Annotated in this window: 19 protein-coding genes; 7 read left to right on the top strand and 12 right to left on the bottom strand. The window is 37.1% G+C overall.

From position 1 onward, the window contains the following. Window positions 1-144: 144 nt before the first annotated feature. From mobC to mobA, 3 genes are all read right to left on the bottom strand, one after another. The gene (gene mobC / locus AQF98_RS20275; RefSeq protein WP_200911935.1) at window positions 145-2,142 is read right to left on the bottom strand and encodes a conjugal transfer protein MobC; all 1,998 of its coding nucleotides are present in this window, start codon (window positions 2,140-2,142) and stop codon (window positions 145-147) included. A 98-nt stretch (window positions 2,143-2,240) separates the two neighbouring features. After that, window positions 2,241-3,530, bottom strand: coding sequence for a conjugal transfer protein MobB (mobB, locus tag AQF98_RS20270; protein WP_055133804.1), 1,290 nt, complete (start codon window positions 3,528-3,530; stop codon window positions 2,241-2,243). An 8-nt stretch (window positions 3,531-3,538) separates the two neighbouring features. Next, window positions 3,539-3,970 (bottom strand): conjugal transfer protein MobA, encoded by a 432-nt coding sequence (gene mobA / locus AQF98_RS20265; protein ID WP_055133803.1) that lies wholly within the window; start codon window positions 3,968-3,970, stop codon window positions 3,539-3,541. Between the two features lie 700 nt (window positions 3,971-4,670). On the opposite strand from mobA, the gene AQF98_RS20260 reads away from it, so the two are divergent. From AQF98_RS20260 to AQF98_RS20245, 4 genes are read left to right on the top strand one after another with little or no spacing between them, the layout of a single operon-like run. Then, window positions 4,671-5,438, top strand: a complete 768-nt coding sequence (locus AQF98_RS20260; RefSeq protein ID WP_055133802.1) for a ParA family protein — start codon at window positions 4,671-4,673, stop codon at window positions 5,436-5,438. A gap of 12 nt (window positions 5,439-5,450) precedes the next feature. Next, the gene (locus tag AQF98_RS20255) at window positions 5,451-5,855 is read left to right on the top strand and encodes a DUF3408 domain-containing protein (protein ID WP_055133801.1); all 405 of its coding nucleotides are present in this window, start codon (window positions 5,451-5,453) and stop codon (window positions 5,853-5,855) included. Further along, window positions 5,855-6,160 carry a DUF3408 domain-containing protein gene (locus tag AQF98_RS20250; protein WP_055133800.1) on the top strand — a complete coding sequence of 102 codons (306 nt, stop codon included), beginning with the start codon at window positions 5,855-5,857 and terminating at the stop codon, window positions 6,158-6,160. The genes AQF98_RS20255 and AQF98_RS20250 overlap by 1 nt, the downstream gene beginning before the upstream one ends. A 12-nt stretch (window positions 6,161-6,172) precedes the next feature. Next, complete coding sequence (locus AQF98_RS20245) at window positions 6,173-6,808, top strand: hypothetical protein (RefSeq protein WP_055133799.1); 636 nt, start codon at window positions 6,173-6,175, stop codon at window positions 6,806-6,808. 32 nt (window positions 6,809-6,840) lie between these two features. Here the strand turns inward: AQF98_RS20245 and AQF98_RS20240 are convergent, their stop codons facing one another. The 9 genes from AQF98_RS20240 to AQF98_RS20200 form a co-directional block, all read right to left on the bottom strand. Next, window positions 6,841-7,548, bottom strand: a complete 708-nt coding sequence (locus tag AQF98_RS20240; RefSeq protein ID WP_235524276.1) for a M48 family metallopeptidase — start codon at window positions 7,546-7,548, stop codon at window positions 6,841-6,843. Continuing rightward, a complete protein-coding gene (locus AQF98_RS20235) occupies window positions 7,545-10,835 on the bottom strand; it encodes a type I restriction endonuclease subunit R (RefSeq protein ID WP_055133797.1) in 3,291 nt (1,096 codons plus the stop codon). The genes AQF98_RS20240 and AQF98_RS20235 overlap by 4 nt, the downstream gene beginning before the upstream one ends. Window positions 10,836-10,840: 5 nt before the next feature. Continuing rightward, on the bottom strand, window positions 10,841-11,740 hold the full coding sequence (locus AQF98_RS20230; protein ID WP_055133796.1) for a hypothetical protein: 900 nt from the start codon (window positions 11,738-11,740) through the stop codon (window positions 10,841-10,843). Continuing rightward, window positions 11,728-14,013, bottom strand: coding sequence for a Piwi domain-containing protein (locus tag AQF98_RS20225; RefSeq protein WP_055133795.1), 2,286 nt, complete (start codon window positions 14,011-14,013; stop codon window positions 11,728-11,730). Before AQF98_RS20225 ends, AQF98_RS20230 begins: the two co-directional genes overlap by 13 nt. Window positions 14,014-14,085: 72 nt before the next feature. After that, window positions 14,086-14,640: an SLATT domain-containing protein gene (locus AQF98_RS20220; RefSeq protein WP_055133794.1), complete on the bottom strand. Its 555-nt coding sequence runs from the start codon at window positions 14,638-14,640 to the stop codon at window positions 14,086-14,088. 15 nt (window positions 14,641-14,655) lie between these two features. Beyond that, complete coding sequence (locus tag AQF98_RS20215; RefSeq protein WP_055133793.1) at window positions 14,656-15,954, bottom strand: nucleotidyltransferase; 1,299 nt, start codon at window positions 15,952-15,954, stop codon at window positions 14,656-14,658. A 3-nt stretch (window positions 15,955-15,957) separates the two neighbouring features. Then, window positions 15,958-17,124 carry a restriction endonuclease subunit S gene (locus tag AQF98_RS20210; protein ID WP_055133792.1) on the bottom strand — a complete coding sequence of 389 codons (1,167 nt, stop codon included), beginning with the start codon at window positions 17,122-17,124 and terminating at the stop codon, window positions 15,958-15,960. 1 nt (window position 17,125) lies between these two features. Beyond that, a complete protein-coding gene (locus tag AQF98_RS20205) occupies window positions 17,126-18,652 on the bottom strand; it encodes a type I restriction-modification system subunit M (RefSeq protein WP_055133791.1) in 1,527 nt (508 codons plus the stop codon). Window position 18,653: 1 nt separating this feature from the next. Then, window positions 18,654-19,205: a restriction endonuclease subunit S gene (locus AQF98_RS20200; RefSeq protein ID WP_055133790.1), complete on the bottom strand. Its 552-nt coding sequence runs from the start codon at window positions 19,203-19,205 to the stop codon at window positions 18,654-18,656. 259 nt (window positions 19,206-19,464) lie between these two features. Here AQF98_RS20200 and AQF98_RS20195 point away from each other — a divergent pair, with 259 nt between their 5' ends. The 3 genes from AQF98_RS20195 to AQF98_RS20185 form a co-directional block, all read left to right on the top strand. Next, complete coding sequence (locus AQF98_RS20195; protein WP_055133789.1) at window positions 19,465-19,770, top strand: DUF4134 domain-containing protein; 306 nt, start codon at window positions 19,465-19,467, stop codon at window positions 19,768-19,770. Window positions 19,771-19,781: 11 nt separating this feature from the next. Then, window positions 19,782-20,114, top strand: a complete 333-nt coding sequence (locus AQF98_RS20190) for a DUF4133 domain-containing protein (RefSeq protein ID WP_055133788.1) — start codon at window positions 19,782-19,784, stop codon at window positions 20,112-20,114. Beyond that, window positions 20,111-20,901: TraG family conjugative transposon ATPase (locus tag AQF98_RS20185; RefSeq protein WP_152969775.1), on the top strand; the 791-nt coding region annotated here is incomplete at its 3' end. The genes AQF98_RS20190 and AQF98_RS20185, both read left to right, overlap by 4 nt.

Raw genomic sequence — 20,901 nt, 5'->3', positions numbered from 1 at the left:
CGATTAATTGACACTTATGTCTTTTTAAGTGTTAATAAGACATTTCAACAAAAATCAAATGTGCCAAATTTGGGTTGGCTAAAATTTTTCCGTGCCAGTGTTTGTCTTTAAGATATTTCTGTTATGTCTTGTTAAATTGCGCTTCTATTGAACCAAATGCTGTAAGTTTGGGTCATTCTTAATGCGTTCAATTTCGTTTTTAACAACATTCAGGATGTCTGATTTTATCTGCTTGTAATTACTCTCAATTTCCTGCTTCATTTTATCCTCGCCCTGCTCATTTACAAAAGACAAGATTTGCGGTATCTTTTGATAGGCTTCGGTTTCGGTAGCTACCTTTTCATTATCTACTACTATTTCAGCGTGAAATATCTTTTGCTCGATACGTTCATCGAAGTTATCCGATACAGAACCGACAAACATACCTTGTGTCAATGTTGAGATTTTGGATGCAGGTATCAGACTATCCAATTGCGTAGAAATAGAAGTTGATTTATCATTTCGGTTAATGGTCAAACTCTGGCGTTTTTGCAATACTTTTCCGAACCGTTCCGAAAGGCTTTTTGCCGTTTCGCCAACAACCTGACCACTAAAAATATTACCTACAGTATTTTGGATAACTTTAGCTTCCTTGTCTCCGTAATCCCGTATCAATTGAGAGAAATCCTGAAAGCCCAGACAAACTGCTACTTTATTGCTACGGGCGGTTGCAATAAGGTTATCCAGCCCTCTGAAGTAGATTGTTGGCAACTCATCTATGATAACCGAACTTTTTAATTGCCCTTTTTTGTTGATGAGCTTTACAATTCTGGAATTGTACAATCCCAATGCTGCGGAGTAGATGTTTTGTCGGTCGGGATTGTTTCCTACACAAAGTATTTTTGGTTCTTTTGGATTGTTGATGTCTAAAGAAAAATCATCGCCTGTCATTACCCAGTACAATTGTGGAGAGATCATTCTTGACAACGGAATTTTAGCCGATGCTATTTGTCCTTGCAACTGGTCTTGTGCGCCACTTTGCCACGCATCCATAAAGGGCGATAGGTAGTTTTCTAAATCAGGATATGATGTCAAAATAGTAAATACGTCCGAATACTTTTTGTTCAGTAATTCAATAGCGTGAGGAAATGTACAATACTTGCCATCCTCATAGATTTTCAGATACCAAATAATAGCAGCCAAAAGAATAATTGGGCTTTCCACGAAAAAATCCCCTTGCTTTTGTATCCACGACCTGTTGAGGTTTAGCATTATGGTATATGCTGCTTCGTAAGCATCTGAAATGTCCGTCATAAAGTCGGGATTGAGTGGATTGCAACGGTGGCTCTTACGTGGGTCGTCAAAGTTAATGACGTAAAATTTGGGCTGAACTTTGTACTTATCCCGATGCTTTAGTAAATGATTGTAGGCAATGGTTGAAAGGTCATCAAACTTGAAATCGTAGATGTACATACTGAAGCCTTTCTCTATCTGTTGCTTGATGTAATTGTTTACGATTGCATACGATTTTCCGGAACCCGGAGTACCCAACACGATTGATGCCCTGAAAGGATTTACGATGTTTATCCAACCGTTGTTCCATTTTCCTTTGTAGTAAAATTTGGTGGGTAGGTTAACGGAATATTCATTTTCCATCAGCTTTGTTTCTTGCTGAAAGCTCTCGTTCTCATTATTAAAAACATCATCCATTAGGTTAGTACGGAGCAATCGGCTCATCCATACGCCTGCCATCAACAAGGCGATATACCCTAATGAGATAGTAAGGATATACAGAAATGTGCCTATTACCGGGGATAGCTTTAACAACGGTGTGTTCAGGAAGAATAGCACAAAGCCAACACCCAAAGCCACATAAATTTTAGACCAGGTTATCTTCTCATTCTTTACGCCCTTTGTTCCTAAGCAACTCAAAGCCAACAAAACCAAAGCGAATACTTTGGTATATAAGGTATGTGAAAACAAGCCCGCCGTTCTGTCGAAATTGCCTAATATCTTGTTGATTACTTCCAACGTCCAGCCGCGTTCTAAAAAGAAACCGTAACAAAACCAATAAAGGTGCATCAGCACCAAAAGAATACTGACTGCCCGCATAAAAGCCATTATCTTGGCAAGCCCTCTTAAATCGTCTTCTCCCTGCATTATTTTAAGTTTTAATGTTCGGGCGTGAATTTAAAAGCTCTATGGAGTGGCTATAAGAATGTGGCGGTCAATGGCTGTGCGTGGCTGTGTTTGGCTGATTGCTATCGCTGACCTCTTTGTCGTTTTCTTTTCTTCTTCATCTTATTGGCAAAATCAAGTTCTTCGTAATCTTCCCCCTGTGCTTCGGGAAGCAAACCGCCCAATGCTTCAATCAAACCGTCTTCGTATTTTTCAGAAGTATTCAGAAAGTCGAACAAATGATGTGGTTCTTCCACAGGAATATCTTCATCATTTGATGTAGATATTTTAGATTGTAATTCAGCAGGCTCTATTATTTCGGGTTTGATATTATGGTTCCAATAATCATTAAAGGTATTTGCAGAAAGCTCTTTACTTAAATTTGAACCATTCCAGACCGTTTTGGAATTGTGGTCAATAAACGTCATTCCGTAAATACGACCTACATCATTTCTACGCACCACTACGTTAATGCCCTGTTCTCTTAACTGCTTTTTAAAAGCCTGTTCATCACTTGTGGTTTGCAAAGCAATAGTAATGGCGGATTTTAGGGTCTGTTTGGTTGGGGTATCTTTCAAAGCGATTTTGCATTTTGCAAAATGAAGTTCTAAAGCAGGAAGCCCTGCGCTCTTTCCGAACAGCGAAGCCTTGAATGGATGTCCAACTCTTTCGCCTTTTTCATTTAGTGGAATATATAATAAGCCTTGTTGCATTTTTCCTTGTAATTCGCCCTCAATTTTTTCGGTTGTAATATTGAACAAGGAAAGTAAGGCATTGTATTCGCCTAATGATTGATATTGGTAGTAGTTTGGCAGGTGACGAATAACCGAAGCAATCTGACTTTTTACATCTCCAGCTTGGTAATTCACTGGATGGAAAACCTTATCATTCTGATTACGCTTTTTTTCCGTCGCGGGTATCAAACTGTATTTTTTTTCTAGCTCACGGCATACATTCATAGACCGTATTTTCTCGAATTTGTCCGAAATCTTTTTACCCTGCTCATCCACGCAAACCGATACAATGTGTATATGGCTGCGGTCAATATCAGTATGTTTGAACACTACAAAAGGCTGTTCACCATAACCCATTTCCTTCATATATAGTTCTGCCATTTCCCTAAACTTATCATCGCTTACTTTGTCATTCGGGTCAGGATTGAGCGAGATATGCAAGGTGTGTTTCTCGGTATTGCGGTTCGCTATCAGGTAAGGAGCAAAAGACTGGGCTAATTGAGCAACGGTATAATGACCGCTTGCTGTTTCAATCATCTTATTGGCAAACAAAATTCGCCCGTTTTCATTCTCCACTTTAAGCTGATTGTATGCCAATGCCCCATATAAATTTGCACTTCTTCCGATTTTTGCTATCATTTCTGTCGCTATTTTTTCAGATGTTTGGCTTCAAATTCCTCGGTTAGCTGAATGATTTTTTGACATAGCATCGCCATTTCAGCCGTCTGTTTTTCCAGTTTATAAAGAAATGCTGCGGCTTTTTTCTCGGAAAAATTCTTGTACAATAGCTTCACAACCTGATTATAGTTTACGCCTATGGAACGGAACTGACTGTGAAATGAGGTCAGCCGCATATAAAAATCAACCGTTCCTTTGTCAATCTGAATGGTCTTTATCATTTTATTGAAGATGCAGGACGTTATAAAATGTGCTTTTACTTGCATACCTGATTTATCAAAAAGGGCAAGAAAGCGAGTGTGTTCCTGCTCGTTAAAGGAAATCGTGTACCGAATGATCGCCGGGTCTTCTTTGGGGCGGCGTCCAGTCTTTTTCAATTGCTTTTTGTTGTTATCGTTCATCACTAATCCATTTTAAAATTCATACAAAACCCTGACTTCGGAAGGTGTTTTCTGCCCCCTGCTAAGGGCAAGTTGTTTTGAGCATCGGAAATCATTCCGAGATGCTCAAAACACAACTTGCCGTGTTCCGTTGAACACAAAAATCCGCCCTGCGGGACGGATTAAATGTAACAGGGAAAAACGGCTCGATGCCGTTCCCGTTACCCTCCGATTTGTCAAAAGAATTTTGCATAAATCCATTAATAAAAATCATTGTACAAAGTAAAGCCCTGTTTACGAAAGCATTGTATTGTATAGCAGTGCCAAACACTGCCTTTGAACGCCAAACACTGCCACACCGCAATCAGCGGGCAAATCAATCGCTTTATTTGCCGTATAATTTTAGTGCAGGTAGTAAAAAATGTATCTAAACAGAGAAGAAAATCAAGTTTGCAAACAAGCGGTTTGGAATAAAAGCATAGGGTTTTAAAAGCATAAAACAATAAAAGTGTAAAAGCATAAAAGCGGTAAAGCAATTTACCTGTTGCAAGGTTTGCCACTTACCAAAGAATGTACCTGACAAGGCAAAAATGAAAGCAGATACCTGTGCAGGAAAGTACCCAAAAGGGAATGCAGGAATATAGGAATGAGGTAATAATCAGATAAACCAATATTCAATCCTGCAAAACAAATAAAGTGTGTAACAATAAATTTTTAAATAATGGAAACAACAAAGAAAACTTTAAAAATCAGCTTCTCCACCCAAAAAGGCGGTGTGGGAAAATCTACAATGACCACTTTGCTGGCAAGTGTGCTTCACTACCGTTTAGGTTTTAATGTGCTGGTGATGGACTGCGACTTTCCGCAACACAGCCTGACCAATATGCGTGAACGGGATAAGAGAACCATAATGCAGAACGACTACCATAAAAAGGCGGCAATGAAGCAGTTTCAAGCCATCAACAAAAAAGCGTACCCGATTATTAAATGCAAAGCTGAAACAGCTTTGGAGAAAGCATCGGAATACAGAAGCCAGTCGGTGGTTGTACCGGATGTTATTTTCTTCGACCTGCCGGGAACAGCCAATACCAAAGGCGTACTGACTACCTTAAAAAAAATGGACTTCATCTTTTCGCCCATTACTGCCGACCGTTTGGTAGTGGAAAGTACATTGGGCTTTACCAAAGCCTTTCTCGGACTTCCCCAAACGGACGAGGGCAATCCCGAACAAGAGATGTGGCTATTTTGGAACCAAGTGGACGGCAGGGAAAAAACAGGTTTGTATGATGCGTATCAAAGTGTCATCAAAGAACTCAACCTGCCTATAATGGAAACAAGAATAATGGATAGCAAGCGTTTCCGAAAGGAAACAGACGATACAGGTAGTTATGTATTCCGGTCAAGTTTGCTGCCTGCCGAACCACAGTTAATGAAAGCAACTAAAATGGATTTGTTTGTCGAGGAATTTTTAAAAATCACTCATCTATAAAAATAGTAAAGTATGGCTTCAGATAACAAAAACAACGATTTTGAAAAGCCCAATGTTGATGAGGAATACCTTATGAACGTCATAAGCGGCGATGAGCCTGTTGCTCCACCGAGCAATAACAAAAAGCAGGATGTACCAAAGGAAACAAAGCCCAGGGAAAAAGTCCGTAACAGTTCATCAAAGAAAGCGGACTATGAGGAAACGTTTTTGGTCAATCGGTTTCCATCGGGGCGTAACGGCAAGGTGGTTTACATACGCCCTGAATACCACGAAAGATTGCTCCGCATCGTTCAACTGACAAGGGAAGAAAGAACAACGCTCTACTCTTACATTGACAATATTCTTGAACATCATTTCAGAGAGTACGGGGACGATATTACCGATTATTTCAATGAACATTTTAAACCCATTTTATAATGAAGAAAGATAAAAAGAACAGGAATACTGTTGCAGCCGGCAGCAACTCCGATACAGTTAGCAATACAGCTAAAACAACCTATGAAAATGCATTTATGCAAATGAATAAAATGCAGAAAAGAGGCAATAAAAGCATATACCTAAGTCCTGAACATCACGAGCGTTTAACCCGCATAGTCCAGATTATAGGCGATGATAAAATACCCTTGTTTGCCTATCTCAATAATATTCTTGAACATCATTTTAAAGTATTTGAAGATATGATTACAAAAGAGTTCAAGGAAAAGTACAAAGGCTTGTTTTAAAAAACCTACGTTATGGAAACAGTAATTGTGATATGCCTGCTCATAGTCATTGCCCTGCTGGTGCAGGACAAGATTGTCATTAAGAAAAGGTCGGAGCATAAGCCAATGCAGGAAAAGGTTAATCCGAACCTACCTGATATTATGGGCCAGCCCAAGCCTGTAAGAAACCTTTCAGTGCCAAACGCTGCCAATGAAAGCCAAATAGAGGAACAAGAGATAAACCCTGATAATTTAGACATTGAATACGACGAAAATGAAAGCGTGGGTATTCAAATTCCGCAGGAAGAGCTGGACGAAGTTTTCAGTAATATGCCTGATTTGGAGGAAGAGGAAGAAGAATGGAACAGGTACGGAATATCCGGTGGCGATGACGGTTTTGCCCAAGGGGTTACCTTTGAAGAACTAAGCTCCGTGGGGGTGTTGCTCCAAAAAGAAGAATTGGAACCAGCCCAAAAGGAAACAGCGATAGCGATAGTTCAAAAAATACAGGGAACCGAATTATTCAGCCTATTGGAAAATTCTATGGAAGATGCTTCCCGAAGAATAGCCGAGCTTTTGGATAGCACCCTTTCATCTGAAACGGAAGACAGTTCTTCAACTTTGCGGAAAAGTGATTTGAGTGATTTTGACATTGGGGAGTTTTTATAGACTTCCCAATGTTATTTTTAAGCACAAATAAATCACACTAAACTATGTTCTAACTTCTCTTTCCATTTCTTCCAGTCTGGCATCATTACCTCCTGTAAATCATAGAAAGCCTTTGTATGGTTGTGATGCACTAAATGGCACAATTCATGAACAACTACATACTCAATACTACCTTTAGGAGCTTTGATTAACTCTGGATTTAGAATAACCTTACCATTTGGCGTACAACTTCCCCAACGTTTTTCCATAGAGCGGATATGTAATTCTGGTTTATTGATTTTGTATTTCTTAAACATGGGATACACTTTACTCAATACCTCGTCAAAATGAACGAATGCCTTCTCTCGATACCACTTATCGAGAATATCTTTAACGTTATTTTCCTCTTTAGAAAGTACCGTAATATGCCCTCTGAAAAGCTTCACCTCATTTCTATTACCTATTTCTACACGTAGCTTATATTGTCTTCCCAAATACAGATGTGTTTCTCCATTGACATATATTCGTTCTGGTGTGTATGGATGGTAGGATAAAAATTCACGTTGTTGTTTGATGATCCATGGAGCTTTTTTTTTGATATGCTGTGTAATTTTTTCCACCGCTGTATCATACGGTGCTATTATTTTTACAATACAATCTGGATAGACTTTAATAGTCAAATTTTTTCTATCCTGAAATTCGAGTCTATATTCAATTGTAGCAGAACCAAATTGTATCTTATGGATATTTTCCACCATCATACAAACTTGATTTTAGCTACTTTTAATGCCTCTTCTACGGTCTGATCAATATCATCGAAAGACAAGTCAATGTCGTATTTGCTTTTCAAATCGAAGATGTAATCATCAATAGCGATGCGAATTTTACCTTCTATATCAGGTTTGTTCTGCCAATCTACCATCAATTGATCATTTTGATATACTACTGAACGGATTACTTGATCTATACCAAGAGCAAGCTCTGTAGCAACTTCGATTTTATCAGAAAGCACATCTTTAAAAATATCAGTTATAAGATTATAAATAGCAATACCTGTATCATTTCCTAGCAAAGCATTTGGAATATTCCCTCGTTCTCCTTTTAAAAATGCCTCCTCATACTCTTTAGCTTTTTTTAGGAATTCAGCTTCGTCAATTCTTTGCTGATGATATTCTTCAATCGCTTCACGAATGAGTTTAGACAGCTTTTTATAAAAGATGGGATCCTCATTCATTTTGATATTGATGGCTCGAATAGTTCTGCTGGCGATATGATCCGCTTTAGCAGATTTACTGCTTAATTTCTCAACTTCAGCTTCTCGTTGTTCTTTGTCAAAAATATCGACTAAATCCGTTATCCTAAGCACTTCGCCCTCTGTCGTGATATGCTTGTCAATTAATTTTTGTACCTGTGGCTCATATTCCTTGTAGTCAATATCATCAGAAAATCTCCTTTTGACAGAAACACGCAATGCCAAAAAGAATTTCAAATCAGACTTATACTTGTCAATTTGTTTTTCAGGGGTGTTGTTAGCAAAATCAATACTGGATAATGCCAGTTTTAGTAAACGTGCAAAAGCAGATACTTTCTCATAAAACTGATGCCGGATAGCTTCATCGCTAAGCAATTCTTCATAAGCCGGTTCATCATATTTGTTTTTAATAGTTTTGAAAATATCCCAAACCTCGGAATGTGCCTGAGGTAATTTTTTGATTTCTTCTACTATATTTGTCCAGCTTCCGGCTAAATCTTCTGCATCAAACATATTCTCACCGGAATATGTCTGAATGGCGTTGTCCAAGTTCTCCAAATTACCAAAATAGTCTATTATATAACCATAATCCTTTCCAGGATACACACGATTTACACGAGCAATAGCTTGTAACAAAGTATGTTCTTTTAATTGACGGGTCAAATACAACGCAATATTTCTTGGAGCATCAAAACCCGTCAGTAGTTTGTCCACCACTATGATAATTTCAGGAAAGTCTTGTTTTTTAAACGCACCGATTACAGACTTTTCATATTTATCCTGTGTGCCGTATTTATCCATTCGGACATTCCAGAATTTTTTCACTTTATCGTCCGATACATCAAAGGCGTCTTCTTCGCCTTCCCGAGTGTCGGGAGCAGACATGATTATTTCAGAGCTTACTTTGCCAATTTCGTCCAAATACTCTTTGTATTTAATTGCTGTGGCTTTATTGGGTGTTACCAGCTGCCCTTTAAAACCAGTGCCTTGAAAATTATCCACATAATGTTCAGTGATATCCCAGGCTCTGGCGTAAATAACCTGATCGGCTTTATTAAGGATATTTTTCGAACTGTATTTTCTCTTCAAAGCCGCTTTTCCGTAGGGTGTAAGTGGTTCCGAAACCTTGTCAAAATAATTATCCAACGGTTTTTCATTAACCTCAATAAGGTTATGCCTGCCTTCATATAACAAAGGGACAACGGCTCCGTCTTCTACAGCATCCGTAATCGAATACACATCGATAATGCCTCCAAACTTACTCGCTGTGCTTTTTTCTTTTTTCAACAATGGCGTCCCAGTAAATGCGATAAAACAGGCATTTGGAAATACTTTCTGCATTTTGACATTGAAAGAACCGTATTGTGAACGGTGTCCTTCGTCTATCAAAATGTAAATTTCTGAGCTATCAAATGATTGAGGGCTTGCATTAACAGCAGCTTCAAATTTATGAATTAGGGTGGTGATGACTGCATCGCCGGATTCTGTAATCAATTTTAAAAGGCTGGTATCCTTCTTTAATTTTTCCTGTTCGTTATCATCCAGTATTTCCCCTCTGAGTTTTTTAGCTATTTCCTTTGATGCTCCTTTATCAGCATTAACTACTGGCACATGACATTTTTTGAACGTTTCTGTTATCTGGTCATCCAGATCAATACGATCTGTTACCAAAAGTATCTTAGGATTTTTAATATTCGGATGTGAAGCAATTAATTGAGCTAGCATCACCATAGTCAAAGATTTTCCGCTTCCTTGTGTATGCCAAATCACACCACCTTCGTGATTACCTTTGGTATCGATTTTTAGGATTCTAGTCAACGTGTTTTTAATCGCAAAATACTGCTGGTATCGGGCTACTTTTTTGATACCGTCATCATACAAAGTGAAATCATATATAATTTCCAATAATCGTTTGGGATGGCAAAAACTAAAGAGTAGTTTATCCTGCGTAGTAATAACCTGTTCCTCTTGTTCTAAATTTTCAAAATATTGCCAGACCTTTCTAAATCGTTCTTTAAATAATACTGTACGCTCATTTTCTGGTAAAGCTTTGTGCTTTAAAATGTTGATTTTATTTTCCCAAAAACGTTCTTCTTCTTTAGTACGGAACATTTCTTTCCAAACTCCCCAAAATTCTTTGCTGGTAGCGGTTGTACCATATTTTGCTTCATTAGAGGCCAAAGCAAATGTAAGATTGGAGTACAAATACAAGCTTCGAATTCCGTCTTCTTGCTGGTTTCTTAAATGCTGTTCAATGGCTTTTTCTACAGGCTCTTTTATTTTAGGCGACTTACATTCAATAATGACCATCGGAATACCATTAATAAATAGTACAATATCTGGTCGGTAATGATCGGCTCTATCTGAACGTAGTACACTATATTCTTCAGTTATGTGATAGATGTTGTTTTCCGACTTTTCCCAGTCAATATAACGAAAAGAGAAACTTTTTTTATCACCTAAAACCGTTTGGTCAAAACTTTTCCCTAATGTGATGAGTTCGTAATAGGCCTTATTCGCTGCTATAAAACCATCTTGTACTGGTAAATCCCTGATTGCAAGTATTGCATTGTTGATGTTAGATTCGGAAAAAGCAAATTCCTTTTGCTTATAATCAATTTTATTAATCTTCTGTACTTGGCTTTTTAGAATATCTTCTAATAGCACATTCGAGCTTCTTCCTCCACGGGCTGCTAAAGCCTCCTCTGGCGATAGGTATTTCCAGCCCATATTCATCAGCAATTTTAACGCCGGAATTTGGGAAATATGGTCTTCTATGAATGAGGGTGTGTCCATGATACTTATATCTTCTTTGTAGAATTTATAATTAGTTCACTTGGATAGCCAAGCATTTTCATAATTAATTCTTGTGATTTGTTTTTAAAGGCAGGTATTAAATTGCCTATAAGACTAAGCCCCAACGCTCCAAAAATTGTAAAAGCGTAGTTGTATGTTTCAATAAATTGAATTGTTTCAGGACTGTACTTTGGAAGCTTAAGCAATAGATAAATTAACCCAGCAAATAAAACTGCTTGAATTATCCATGATAAGTATTTTATGCGTCTAATAAATTTGGTATTAAAGCTCCTAAACAAGTTTAATTCACTATTATCAGGTAATTCCTTTAGTAACAGTATTGAGTCATAAGCTTTTATAGAACACAAAATTTGAAAATCGCTACGACTTTCAAATAATTTAATATTCTCAGTCAACTTTTTATAGGTGAAGTTTACGAACTCGTTTGTAATTAGTGATTGATTGCTTATTTGAAGAAACACGAATACAATCTCTGGCAAATTACTTGTGCTATAATAATTTTCGTTTAAAATGTTTTCAAAAGTGATTGTTATTGCATTTCTGTTTCTGATAGAAACTATATAGTTTACCCAATCCTTGTTTATACTAAATATTGAAACACCCACAATAAACGAGAACATAAGAAAATCATCATTGACAAAAGGAGCTGGAGAGTCTTTACTCGGTTTACTTTTACATTTTTTTTCAAAATATTTTTCAAAATCTACTTTCTTGTTTTTCTGAATAGCATTTACAATTTCAAAATAATACTCCTCAGACTCATTCAAATCTTGACTTTCAGGTACAATAATAGTCTTACCTAACAACAAATTATTAAATGCTGTAAGTTTATGGCTTTCAGTGACTCTTGATAGATAACCTGTTTTTTCTTCTAAAGGAACCATTTCTTTCTTTTTAATCCATAGTTTAAGCTATCCGCATCCCAGCCAGGAACACTTCTCATTTTGCCGAGCAAGCGTGAAATAAGGTTGGAATACTTCATTGTTGCGGGTTCTTCTCCTGGTAAAAAACTACGCCAAGACAGGTAAGTGAATGAGAATATTTGCTGTGTGATATAACTCAAATCATGAAATATCAAATCATTCAATCCATTATTGTCATAATTGCCTTGTGGGGTGCGTATTTTAATTTGAATGGGCTTGCTCATCCCTTGCCTAGATGTTTTCAATTCATTCGGTCCCAACATTTGAACAATACAAGTTTCTGAATCCAAAAAAACATTACTTGCTCGGCTGGGGATAAACGCACCGATAACATTGCTGTTACCATACTTCTGTACACCCTGCTGAGTGGTGTCAAAAATCATATTTGGGTGCGATTGGCTAATTGTAACAAAAGCAAATTTTATCTTATACTGATTAATTTCTTTGACCAGTTGACTGATTACATCGAACTCTGTGTTTTTGATAGGTTTGAATATGTGAAAAATTAGACGTACAGTATCACCTTCTGCCCAACCATATTCTGATGATAGCCTTTCGATGGAATTTTTTAGGCTTTTAAGCAACTCCGAAAAGTAATTTTCAAAAGCTACATCTTTTACTTTATCTGATAATAGATACTGACCATCTCCCGAAAGAAAGGTTGTGATACCAACCACTCTGTTTTGTTCGGATCCTGCGTATTGATTTTTCCTGAGCCAACTATGCCCAATACCAATTACTATTTCTCTATCGACCGAACGCTGCGAAGGCAAAACCCAAGGAATACCGCCAAGCTTTGCATAAATTTGCAATGCAAGTGAATTTAAAATGTATTCATTATGGCTTTTTACTACCTCTGCAGTAACATATTGAACCGGAATTTCAAGAGCAAGTAATTTTGCTTTTATAGCATAATATGGATTATTTCGGTCATCATATCTTTTAAATGCTGCTGGGATTTCAATAATAGCTAAATCTGGTTTACTTTCATCATCACTTCTAATTGCATTTAGATATTCATTTATAGTATAATCCTGAATTTCCTTAATGTTAAATACTATATCTTGCAAATCGTATTTCTTTTGCAGTCCTTTTTGGAAATATCTGGATTGCGGAATACCATCTTTAAGACTATAAAGGAACTTTGTGAAATTGCCACGGGTATTCTTGTTACAGATAGAAAGGATGTTTGGTGATTTGATATCAAATGTATTGCTGTCATAAGGGCCATAATTAGACAGACCTGCATCTGGGTTATAATTATTGGTCTTTGTAACAGCATGGTCAAAAATAAACGTAGGATTTTTTAGTTCCATCGTATTTGAAACAGAGATCGGTTTGCTATCTACCGTAAAACAAAAACTTTCTTTATTCTGGAATAAAACCAGTTTTCCGTTTTCACTAAATAAGTGTTCTGCTATTTTACTAATTTCGGTATAGAGATTTTTGGGATTGTAGATATCAGATCGTTTACCCTCAATGATGTTCAATATTTCATCACTTTTATCTGGTGATGTGGCAAAACTCAGGTACTTCCCCATGTTGAATTTTGTTTTTCGAATTAGCAATTCACTTAATTCAAATTCTTTCAAACCTTCATTGGTTTCAACTTTTGCTTTGTTTCCTATTACTTCTTTTAGAACTCCAACAAATTCTTCATTGGGAGCGAGAATATTCGTTAATCCAGGCAAGGTTTCTGCATGCAATACATCAAGACCAATCAATTCAAATCCTTCTGAATGTAACTCAGCACAACTAATGTCAAAAATCCAGTTACGTTTGATATTGACCAAGAAACCGAAACGTTTTTTTCCATTGATCTCGGTCAAACGCAATTGCACTTCAATGAGCTTTTTATAACCTATCCTGTCTTTTAAACTATCTGGCAAGGCATTTTTAATGATATCGTCTTTACCCGAAAAGAAACGGAAAGGATAAAAATCTACGGGAGTGTATCTTGGGAAACGGTCTTTGAAAGTTCTGAAAAAGATATGCTTTATCAATGAGGCTGTGATCTGATGATCACTATATGTACTTCGTTCTGTTAATATACCAATTGGAGTGCTGTCATCACTGTCCTTGTTGGAAATGTATATAGAATCACCGTTTCTAAAAAAAGAATGCGTAGCATTGTACAAACCTCTTAATTCAGTAAGACGTTCATCGCTATATAATTCAGTATTGATTTGATATTTTTCAAACTCAATATTTATTGGAAAGTAATTAAGCTGCATATTCTTTTTAAAGTTTTATTGGTTAAGGGTTGATGTGCCTGATCTATTTCAATCAATTGATAAACTATAATTCTAATTCTTTCTCAAGCTTTCTGGTAAAAACTTATCGATTTCTGCATCTGAAAATGTAAACTCCTCATTTTGTTGAAGTGCTTTGGAAGCAATTTGATAAGCCTTATTAATTGTTTTAGGAGCACCTCGATATGTATTGATAAGTTCTTCGTTCAATTCGTCTCTGGTCTGCTGAAGATGTTCTATTGCTTTATTTCCAATCCTAATATCGACAAGTAATGAAAGTAGCTTTTCTCTTATTTCTAGAATATTTAAAGCTGCCTGTTTATGTTTTTCTGCTATCGCCAATAAATTGAAATCTTTGGAATAAAGTGTTATTCCAAGTAATATTGTTGAGCAAAGTGCAGCGATAAATTGAAATGCTTTCCCTTCACCGAGCACTACAACTAAAATACTGGTAGTAGTTGCTGCCGATAAGAAAATTTCAGCAAATTTTAAGCAATCACTTCTTTCCTTAAGAACATCGGCACATTTTTCATGGGTTTTGTGTGTATAAACAACTCTTCCATAAATTTCTCGAATTTGAGACTCTAATAAGTTTTTTTGCTCACTCATATCTATATTTTTAAACTATTCAGAAATAGGTACATCAATTAAATCTCTGGCAACTACTATATTATCTTTAATGATATAACATTCTACAAAATGACTACCTTTAAAACTTGTAGTTTCAGTCTTCTCACTAGAGTTTAAATCAATTATTTGTCCTCTAATGCAGTTTCTCTTGACTGCTTGTTCTCCGCGGTTAGTAACTTTCCATTTGATTACATAAGGAGCAGGCACATCTATTCTCTCAATATAAAACCTTAAAGATTTATTCGGCATCAATCTAATTTTCTTTAACAGAAATTCACGTAATAAACCATCTCTATAACCATTTTGCTTCACTTCACAATCTATTTTTAAATCGTATCTAATATCAATAGGGTATTTTGATTCAATAAATTCCTCGGTGTTTCTATAGCTGGAATTAAGTGATGCGGCTTCTTTTTCTTCGTTTACATATTTCGGGAAATCATTTCCAAAAATATCCCTCCATTTATTATGTTTCGTTTTATCAGAAGCAGCATCAATCGCTTCTTCAGCTAGATCATACGCCTTCTTTGCCTTCCTCTTAAAAGACTTTTTAACTTTCACTCGCTGCTTGCTTCCTAAAGCACCATATTCATTTTGATCCTTGGGCTGGTCATATAAATGTTTGAAAAAATCTCTACACATTTCATCATAATATGCAAAACTCTTTTCGTCATAACAAGTAGTTGATTTTAAAAAATTATAAGCAAGCGTGTCTATCAAAAGCCCACCCATACAAACCCCATGCTTATTTTTCCATGATCTGGCCATCTTACAGAGTCTTCTAAGGTTTCGATTTTTATTGGCTACAAACTCGACCATGGCATCCATTTCCTTTCTTGGCTTTGTAATTTTCCAAGTGCCATCAGCATAAGTATCTGGATATTTGTAGTCTTGATCGTCTAATTCAAAAACTGGCTGTACATCGATATGGGAATCTGTAAAATTTACCGTAACTACACATCTATCCACCTTAATATCAGAAGAAGAGTAGGTATTTGAAATTGCAGTTTTAGTATCTTGTAATAATTTACTTTGTCCTCCGGACTTGTTATAATCTGCCCATTTTGATGCAGGCATAATATATAGCATGTCTAAATCTGAAATCCCATTAATTCCCGTATACCTTCCATAAGAACCAACTTGCAAGCTATTTGCAGTTTTAGAATCTGTGTTGCGAAATTCTGTGTTCAAAGATTTTGTAATACGCCCATAGCGATAAGAAATTGTATCAGCCTTATCATCGCTTATTTTGATATTTGAGAGGAACTCCTTAAAGGTTTCAGATGTATTCATGCGTTAAATAGTATTTATTTTCAATCTCTTTTTCCCGGTTAATAATTGTTGCATCAAACCTTTTTTCTGTTGTTTAATCGCTTCTATTTTCTTCTTTTGTAGTTCGATTTCCTTATCTGCTGTATTTAGTAACCGAACAATTTCCTTCTGCTCCTCAATTGGAGGTACGGGTATTTTGAGTTTTAGGAATTCAGATTGCCCTAACGTCTTGTTTCGCCCTGCACCACCGGGAGAAGCCAACTCTAATAAGTTTTTCCCTTTTGCTGATTTAAAAAAGTACAACAGGTAATCCAGATCTAAAACCCCTTCTTTAGGTTTGTACATAGGAAAACGATGTGAAGCTATCATTCCTCTCTCTGCTTCCGTTGTCTTTGCTATTGCTTGCTCCCATGCAAAAACAATATTTACAACAAAGCAATCGGGTTCTATCCAAAACACGGATTTGTTACCTAAACTTTTTCCTGTTACTGGTTCTTTATGAAAAATGCCTTTAGCATGAGATCTTATACCAATTTCTTGATAAAAAATTTCTTTCTCAGGAATAAAACCTGTTTTAACTTTAATAACTCCTTTTGCAAGCGGTGTTAAAACTACGTTCATTCCGATGTCAGAAGTCAATTTTAAAACAAGAGCACGTCTGCGATTTATAAAATTTTCAAGTAATTGCTCATTATATCTAATTGACCTATCCCAAGTAAATGAAAGTTTTGCAATTTCATTTTGCTCGTTAATTGGCGGCAACGCTATAGCTATTTCTTGAAATTCTGAAATCCACCGTCTTTTATGATCTTCAGTATTAATCTTTACTAGCTGAAGTCTCTCATATAAGAACTTTGTGTCGTTACCCGCCTTTGCTGTTAAAATTTTTATGGCTGAAGATTTAATTTTAAAGCGAAAGTCAATATACCTGCTAGCAGTAGTAAAATCGTCAAAAATTATTACAGGATTATCAGGGTTATATATACCATCCTGATCTTCGGTATAACCTAAAACAAAAGCTTTATTAGCTGTTAATACAGGCATGTTGTTCAAGTTGTTTACCTTGTTGATATTATTCGTTAAATATTTGCTCGGCTGTTCATATTCTAGAACCTCAAGTATTTCAACGATATTCCAATTAGAGGGAACTGTTCCTAATGGTGTTTTCTTATATCCAGTCTTTTTATCCATACTAGTATCCCAGATCTTTTAAATAGTTAGCCATTTCTGCTTCCACATCATCAATCTGTTGCTTTAGTGTATTAATCTCTGATTGTACCGCTTTAATATCCACCTCTTCCTCTTCTTCAAACGTATCCACATAGCGAGGGATATTCAGATTAAAATCGTTCTCTTTAATTTCGCTCAAGGGCGCTCGATAAGCATATTTGTCTTCAATTACACTACCTTTATCAGTAGCAAGAGGAACACTGATTTTAAAAGCTTTGTATGTTTCAACAATGTGTTTTATATCTATATCTCTCAGTTTGTTTTGATTTTTACCTGTTTCAAAACCTTTGCTCGCATCAATGAACAAAACATCTTTATTGGATTCCTTTGCTTTGTTGAAAATCAGAATAACAGCTGGAATACCAGTCCCGAAAAATAAGTTGGCAGGTAAACCAATGACAGCTTCTAATAAATTTTCTTCAATCAACTGCTGACGGATTTTACCTTCGCTGCTTCCCCTAAACAATACACCATGCGGCATAATCACACCAACACGACCAATATCTTCATAAGTGGTTTCAATCATATGACTAATAAAGGCGTAATCACCTTTGCTTTTTGGAGGAACACCTCGATGGAAACGATTGTATTGATCAGCGACCGCATTTTCCGCTCCCCATTTATCTAATGAAAAAGGTGGATTTGCAGCCACAATATGAAACTTCATTAATTGATCACCTTCCAAAAGGCGTGGGTTATTTATGGTGTCTCCCCATTCAATGGTAGCGTTATCAATCTCGTGCAGAAACATATTCATACGAGCTAAAGCCCAAGTGCTTCCGTTTACTTCCTGTCCATATAAAGAAAAGTTTCCGGATCCTACTTCTTTGGATAGCTTAATCAATAAGGAGCCCGAACCGCAGGTTGGGTCATTTAATCTATTACCCGCTTCAGGAGTAAGGAGCTTCGCTAATAGGGTAGAAACCTCACTTGGGGTATAAAATTCTCCTGATTTTTTTCCTTCATCACCCGCAAACATTGAAATCAGGTACTCATAAGAATCACCGATCACATCATTACCTTCCAAATGCGAAGGCTGTAAATCCATTTCAGAAAAATCGACAAGCAAATTTTTCAGTCTTCTGTTACGGTCTTTTGTTTGCCCAAGATTTGATTCTGAATTGAACGTAATATTTCTGAAAACACCTGCTAATTTCAAGCGGTTGGAATCTTCAATTTGTTCCAGAACACGGTCGATTAAATCACCTAATTGTACATCATTACGATTTTCAAATAAATAATCGAAAGTTGCATTTTCAGGAAGCTTAAATCGTTCATTTGCCAAAGCCCGTTCTATACGCACATTATCACCTTTGTACTTTTCGGTGTAAAATGCTTTCTTGTCTTTCCATACATCAGAAACATACTTTACAAAAAGCATCGTCAGCACATAATCTTTATACTGTCCGCTACTTAACACTCCTCTGAATGAATCACAGGCTTTCCATACTATATTGTTAATCTCTTTTTGAGTGAGCTTCTTTTCCATTTTATTTTAAAATATCATTTATTACTGCTTGAAATAATTTATTTTTTTCGTCTATCAACCTTCCTGTCAAAGCTAATTCTGCTCGATGCAAATCACTTAGCTTGGCTATCTTTTTTTGAACTTCTAATGGAGGAAGAGGGATTTCTACTGCTTCGAGTTCATTTTTACGAATAGAAGGAATAGAGCTACCTGCACCAAGGGACTGAAAAAATGATTGATACTTAGTCGAATTAAAAATCGTAACCAAATAGTCTGAATCAACAAGATCAGACTTCGGCTTGATAACAAAAAAGATAGAGGAAGCAATTGCTTTTCCTGTATCAACACTGTATTTCCAAGCAAAATTTCGCATCCCTTTCCCCACAAATAAAACATCTCCCTCTTCTAAAAGATGGCTTTTGGACTTTTCTGTTATTTCAACCCATCCATCTCCATTACCATCAAACAGCCCAAAATCATTAAAATTTTTAGCCTGAAGATAGATAACTGCACCTTTTTCTTTTGGCTTGTCATAAAAGCCAAATTGCAAATGGGATATATCTTTTAATTGCATTTTCAATTTTGTATTCCGTTTCAAATTTAAGCAAATATACAGGATAATATTTAAATACACAAATATATTTCTTTGTAGATAGTTTCAAATAATAAAATTATCTTCCCTATTTCATGAAGAAGATCCAGCAATTCAGCCACTCACTGCCAAATCATTCCTTTGACTGCCACTTTATTATAACGCCCTGATTTCTGAAACACCTTTGTCCCGAAAGTCCGCAAGGTGCGGGATAACAATAACAAATTAATGTGTTTCAATTATGGAAAAACAGAGAAAAAAAGTTTTGCTGGCAGCCGTGGCAATTCTGTCAGGAATTGGTGCGTTCGCACAGGGAAACGGTTCGGCTGGCATCAACGAGGCTACTCAAATGGTAACGTCTTATTTCGACCCCGCAACCCAATTAATCTACGCCATTGGTGCGGTCGTGGGCTTGATAGGGGGCGTTAAGGTTTATAACAAGTTCAGTTCGGGCGACCCCGACACATCGAAGACTGCAGCATCCTGGTTTGGTGCGTGTATCTTCTTAATTGTTGCAGCTACCATCCTGCGTTCATTCTTCCTTTAATCCGTTGCCTTATGAGTAATTATAACATCAACAAAGGCATTGGGAGAACGGTGGAATTTAAAGGGCTGAAAGCACAATACCTGTTCATTTTTGCAGGCGGACTGCTCGGAACCCTTATCCTGGTCATGATACTTTACATGGCCGGGGTTAATTCCTACATCTGCCTTTTTCTTGGGGCAGGCGGTGCTTCGCTCATTGTATGGCAGACCTTTTCGCTGAACAGGAAGTACGGCGAACACGGGCTGATGAAAATTGGAGCCAATAAAAGGCATCCCCGCTACATCATCTGCCGCAAGCCTGTACACCGCTATTTAAAATTCACACCTAAACAGAATGCCGTATGAGAAATGTAGCAAAGACCACCACACTGGAAAACAAGTTCCCTTTGTTGGCAGTGGAGAACAACTGCATCTTATCCAAAGATGCGGACATTACCGCCTGCTTTGAAGTACGCTTGCCGGAATTGTTCACGGTAGCTTCTGCGGAATACGAAGCTATTCACTCCGCCTGGCACAAGGCTATCAAAACCTTGCCTGATTTTACGGTCATTCACAAACAGGATTGGTACATCAAAGAAAGCTATGCGCCCGATTTGGCAGAGGATAACCAAAGTTTTTTGGCAAAATCCTATCAACGCCATTTCAATGAGCGACCGTTCTTAAATCACTACTGTTACTTGTTCCTGACCAAGACCACTAAGGAAAGAATGCGGATGCAAAGTAATTTTTCATCGCTATGTAAAGGTACGCTGATACCAAAGGAAATCAGGAACAAGGAAACGATACACCGCTTTATGGAGGCGGTCGCCCAGTTTGAGCGTATCGTGAACGATAGCGGTTTTGTAACCCTGAAACGTCTGACCGAAGATGAAATCATCGGAACAGAAGATACACATGGATTACTGGAACAGTACCTCACGTTATCAAGGGAATCTGGAACACCAATGCAGGACATCGCACTCGGAACGGAAGAAGTCCGTATCGGAAACAAAAGGTTGAGCCTGCACACCTTGTCCGATACAGACGATTTGCCCGGAACGGTATCGGCTGATACCCGTTTTGAAAAGCTATCCACCGACCGGAGCGACTGTCGTTTATCATTCGCTGCTCCCGTGGGATTACTCCTTAGCTG

Origin of the sequence: Pedobacter sp. Hv1 (assembly GCF_001412215.1) — a bacterium.
Lineage (GTDB): Bacteria > Bacteroidota > Bacteroidia > Sphingobacteriales > Sphingobacteriaceae > Pedobacter.
This window is presented reverse-complemented; position numbering and strand designations above follow the sequence as displayed.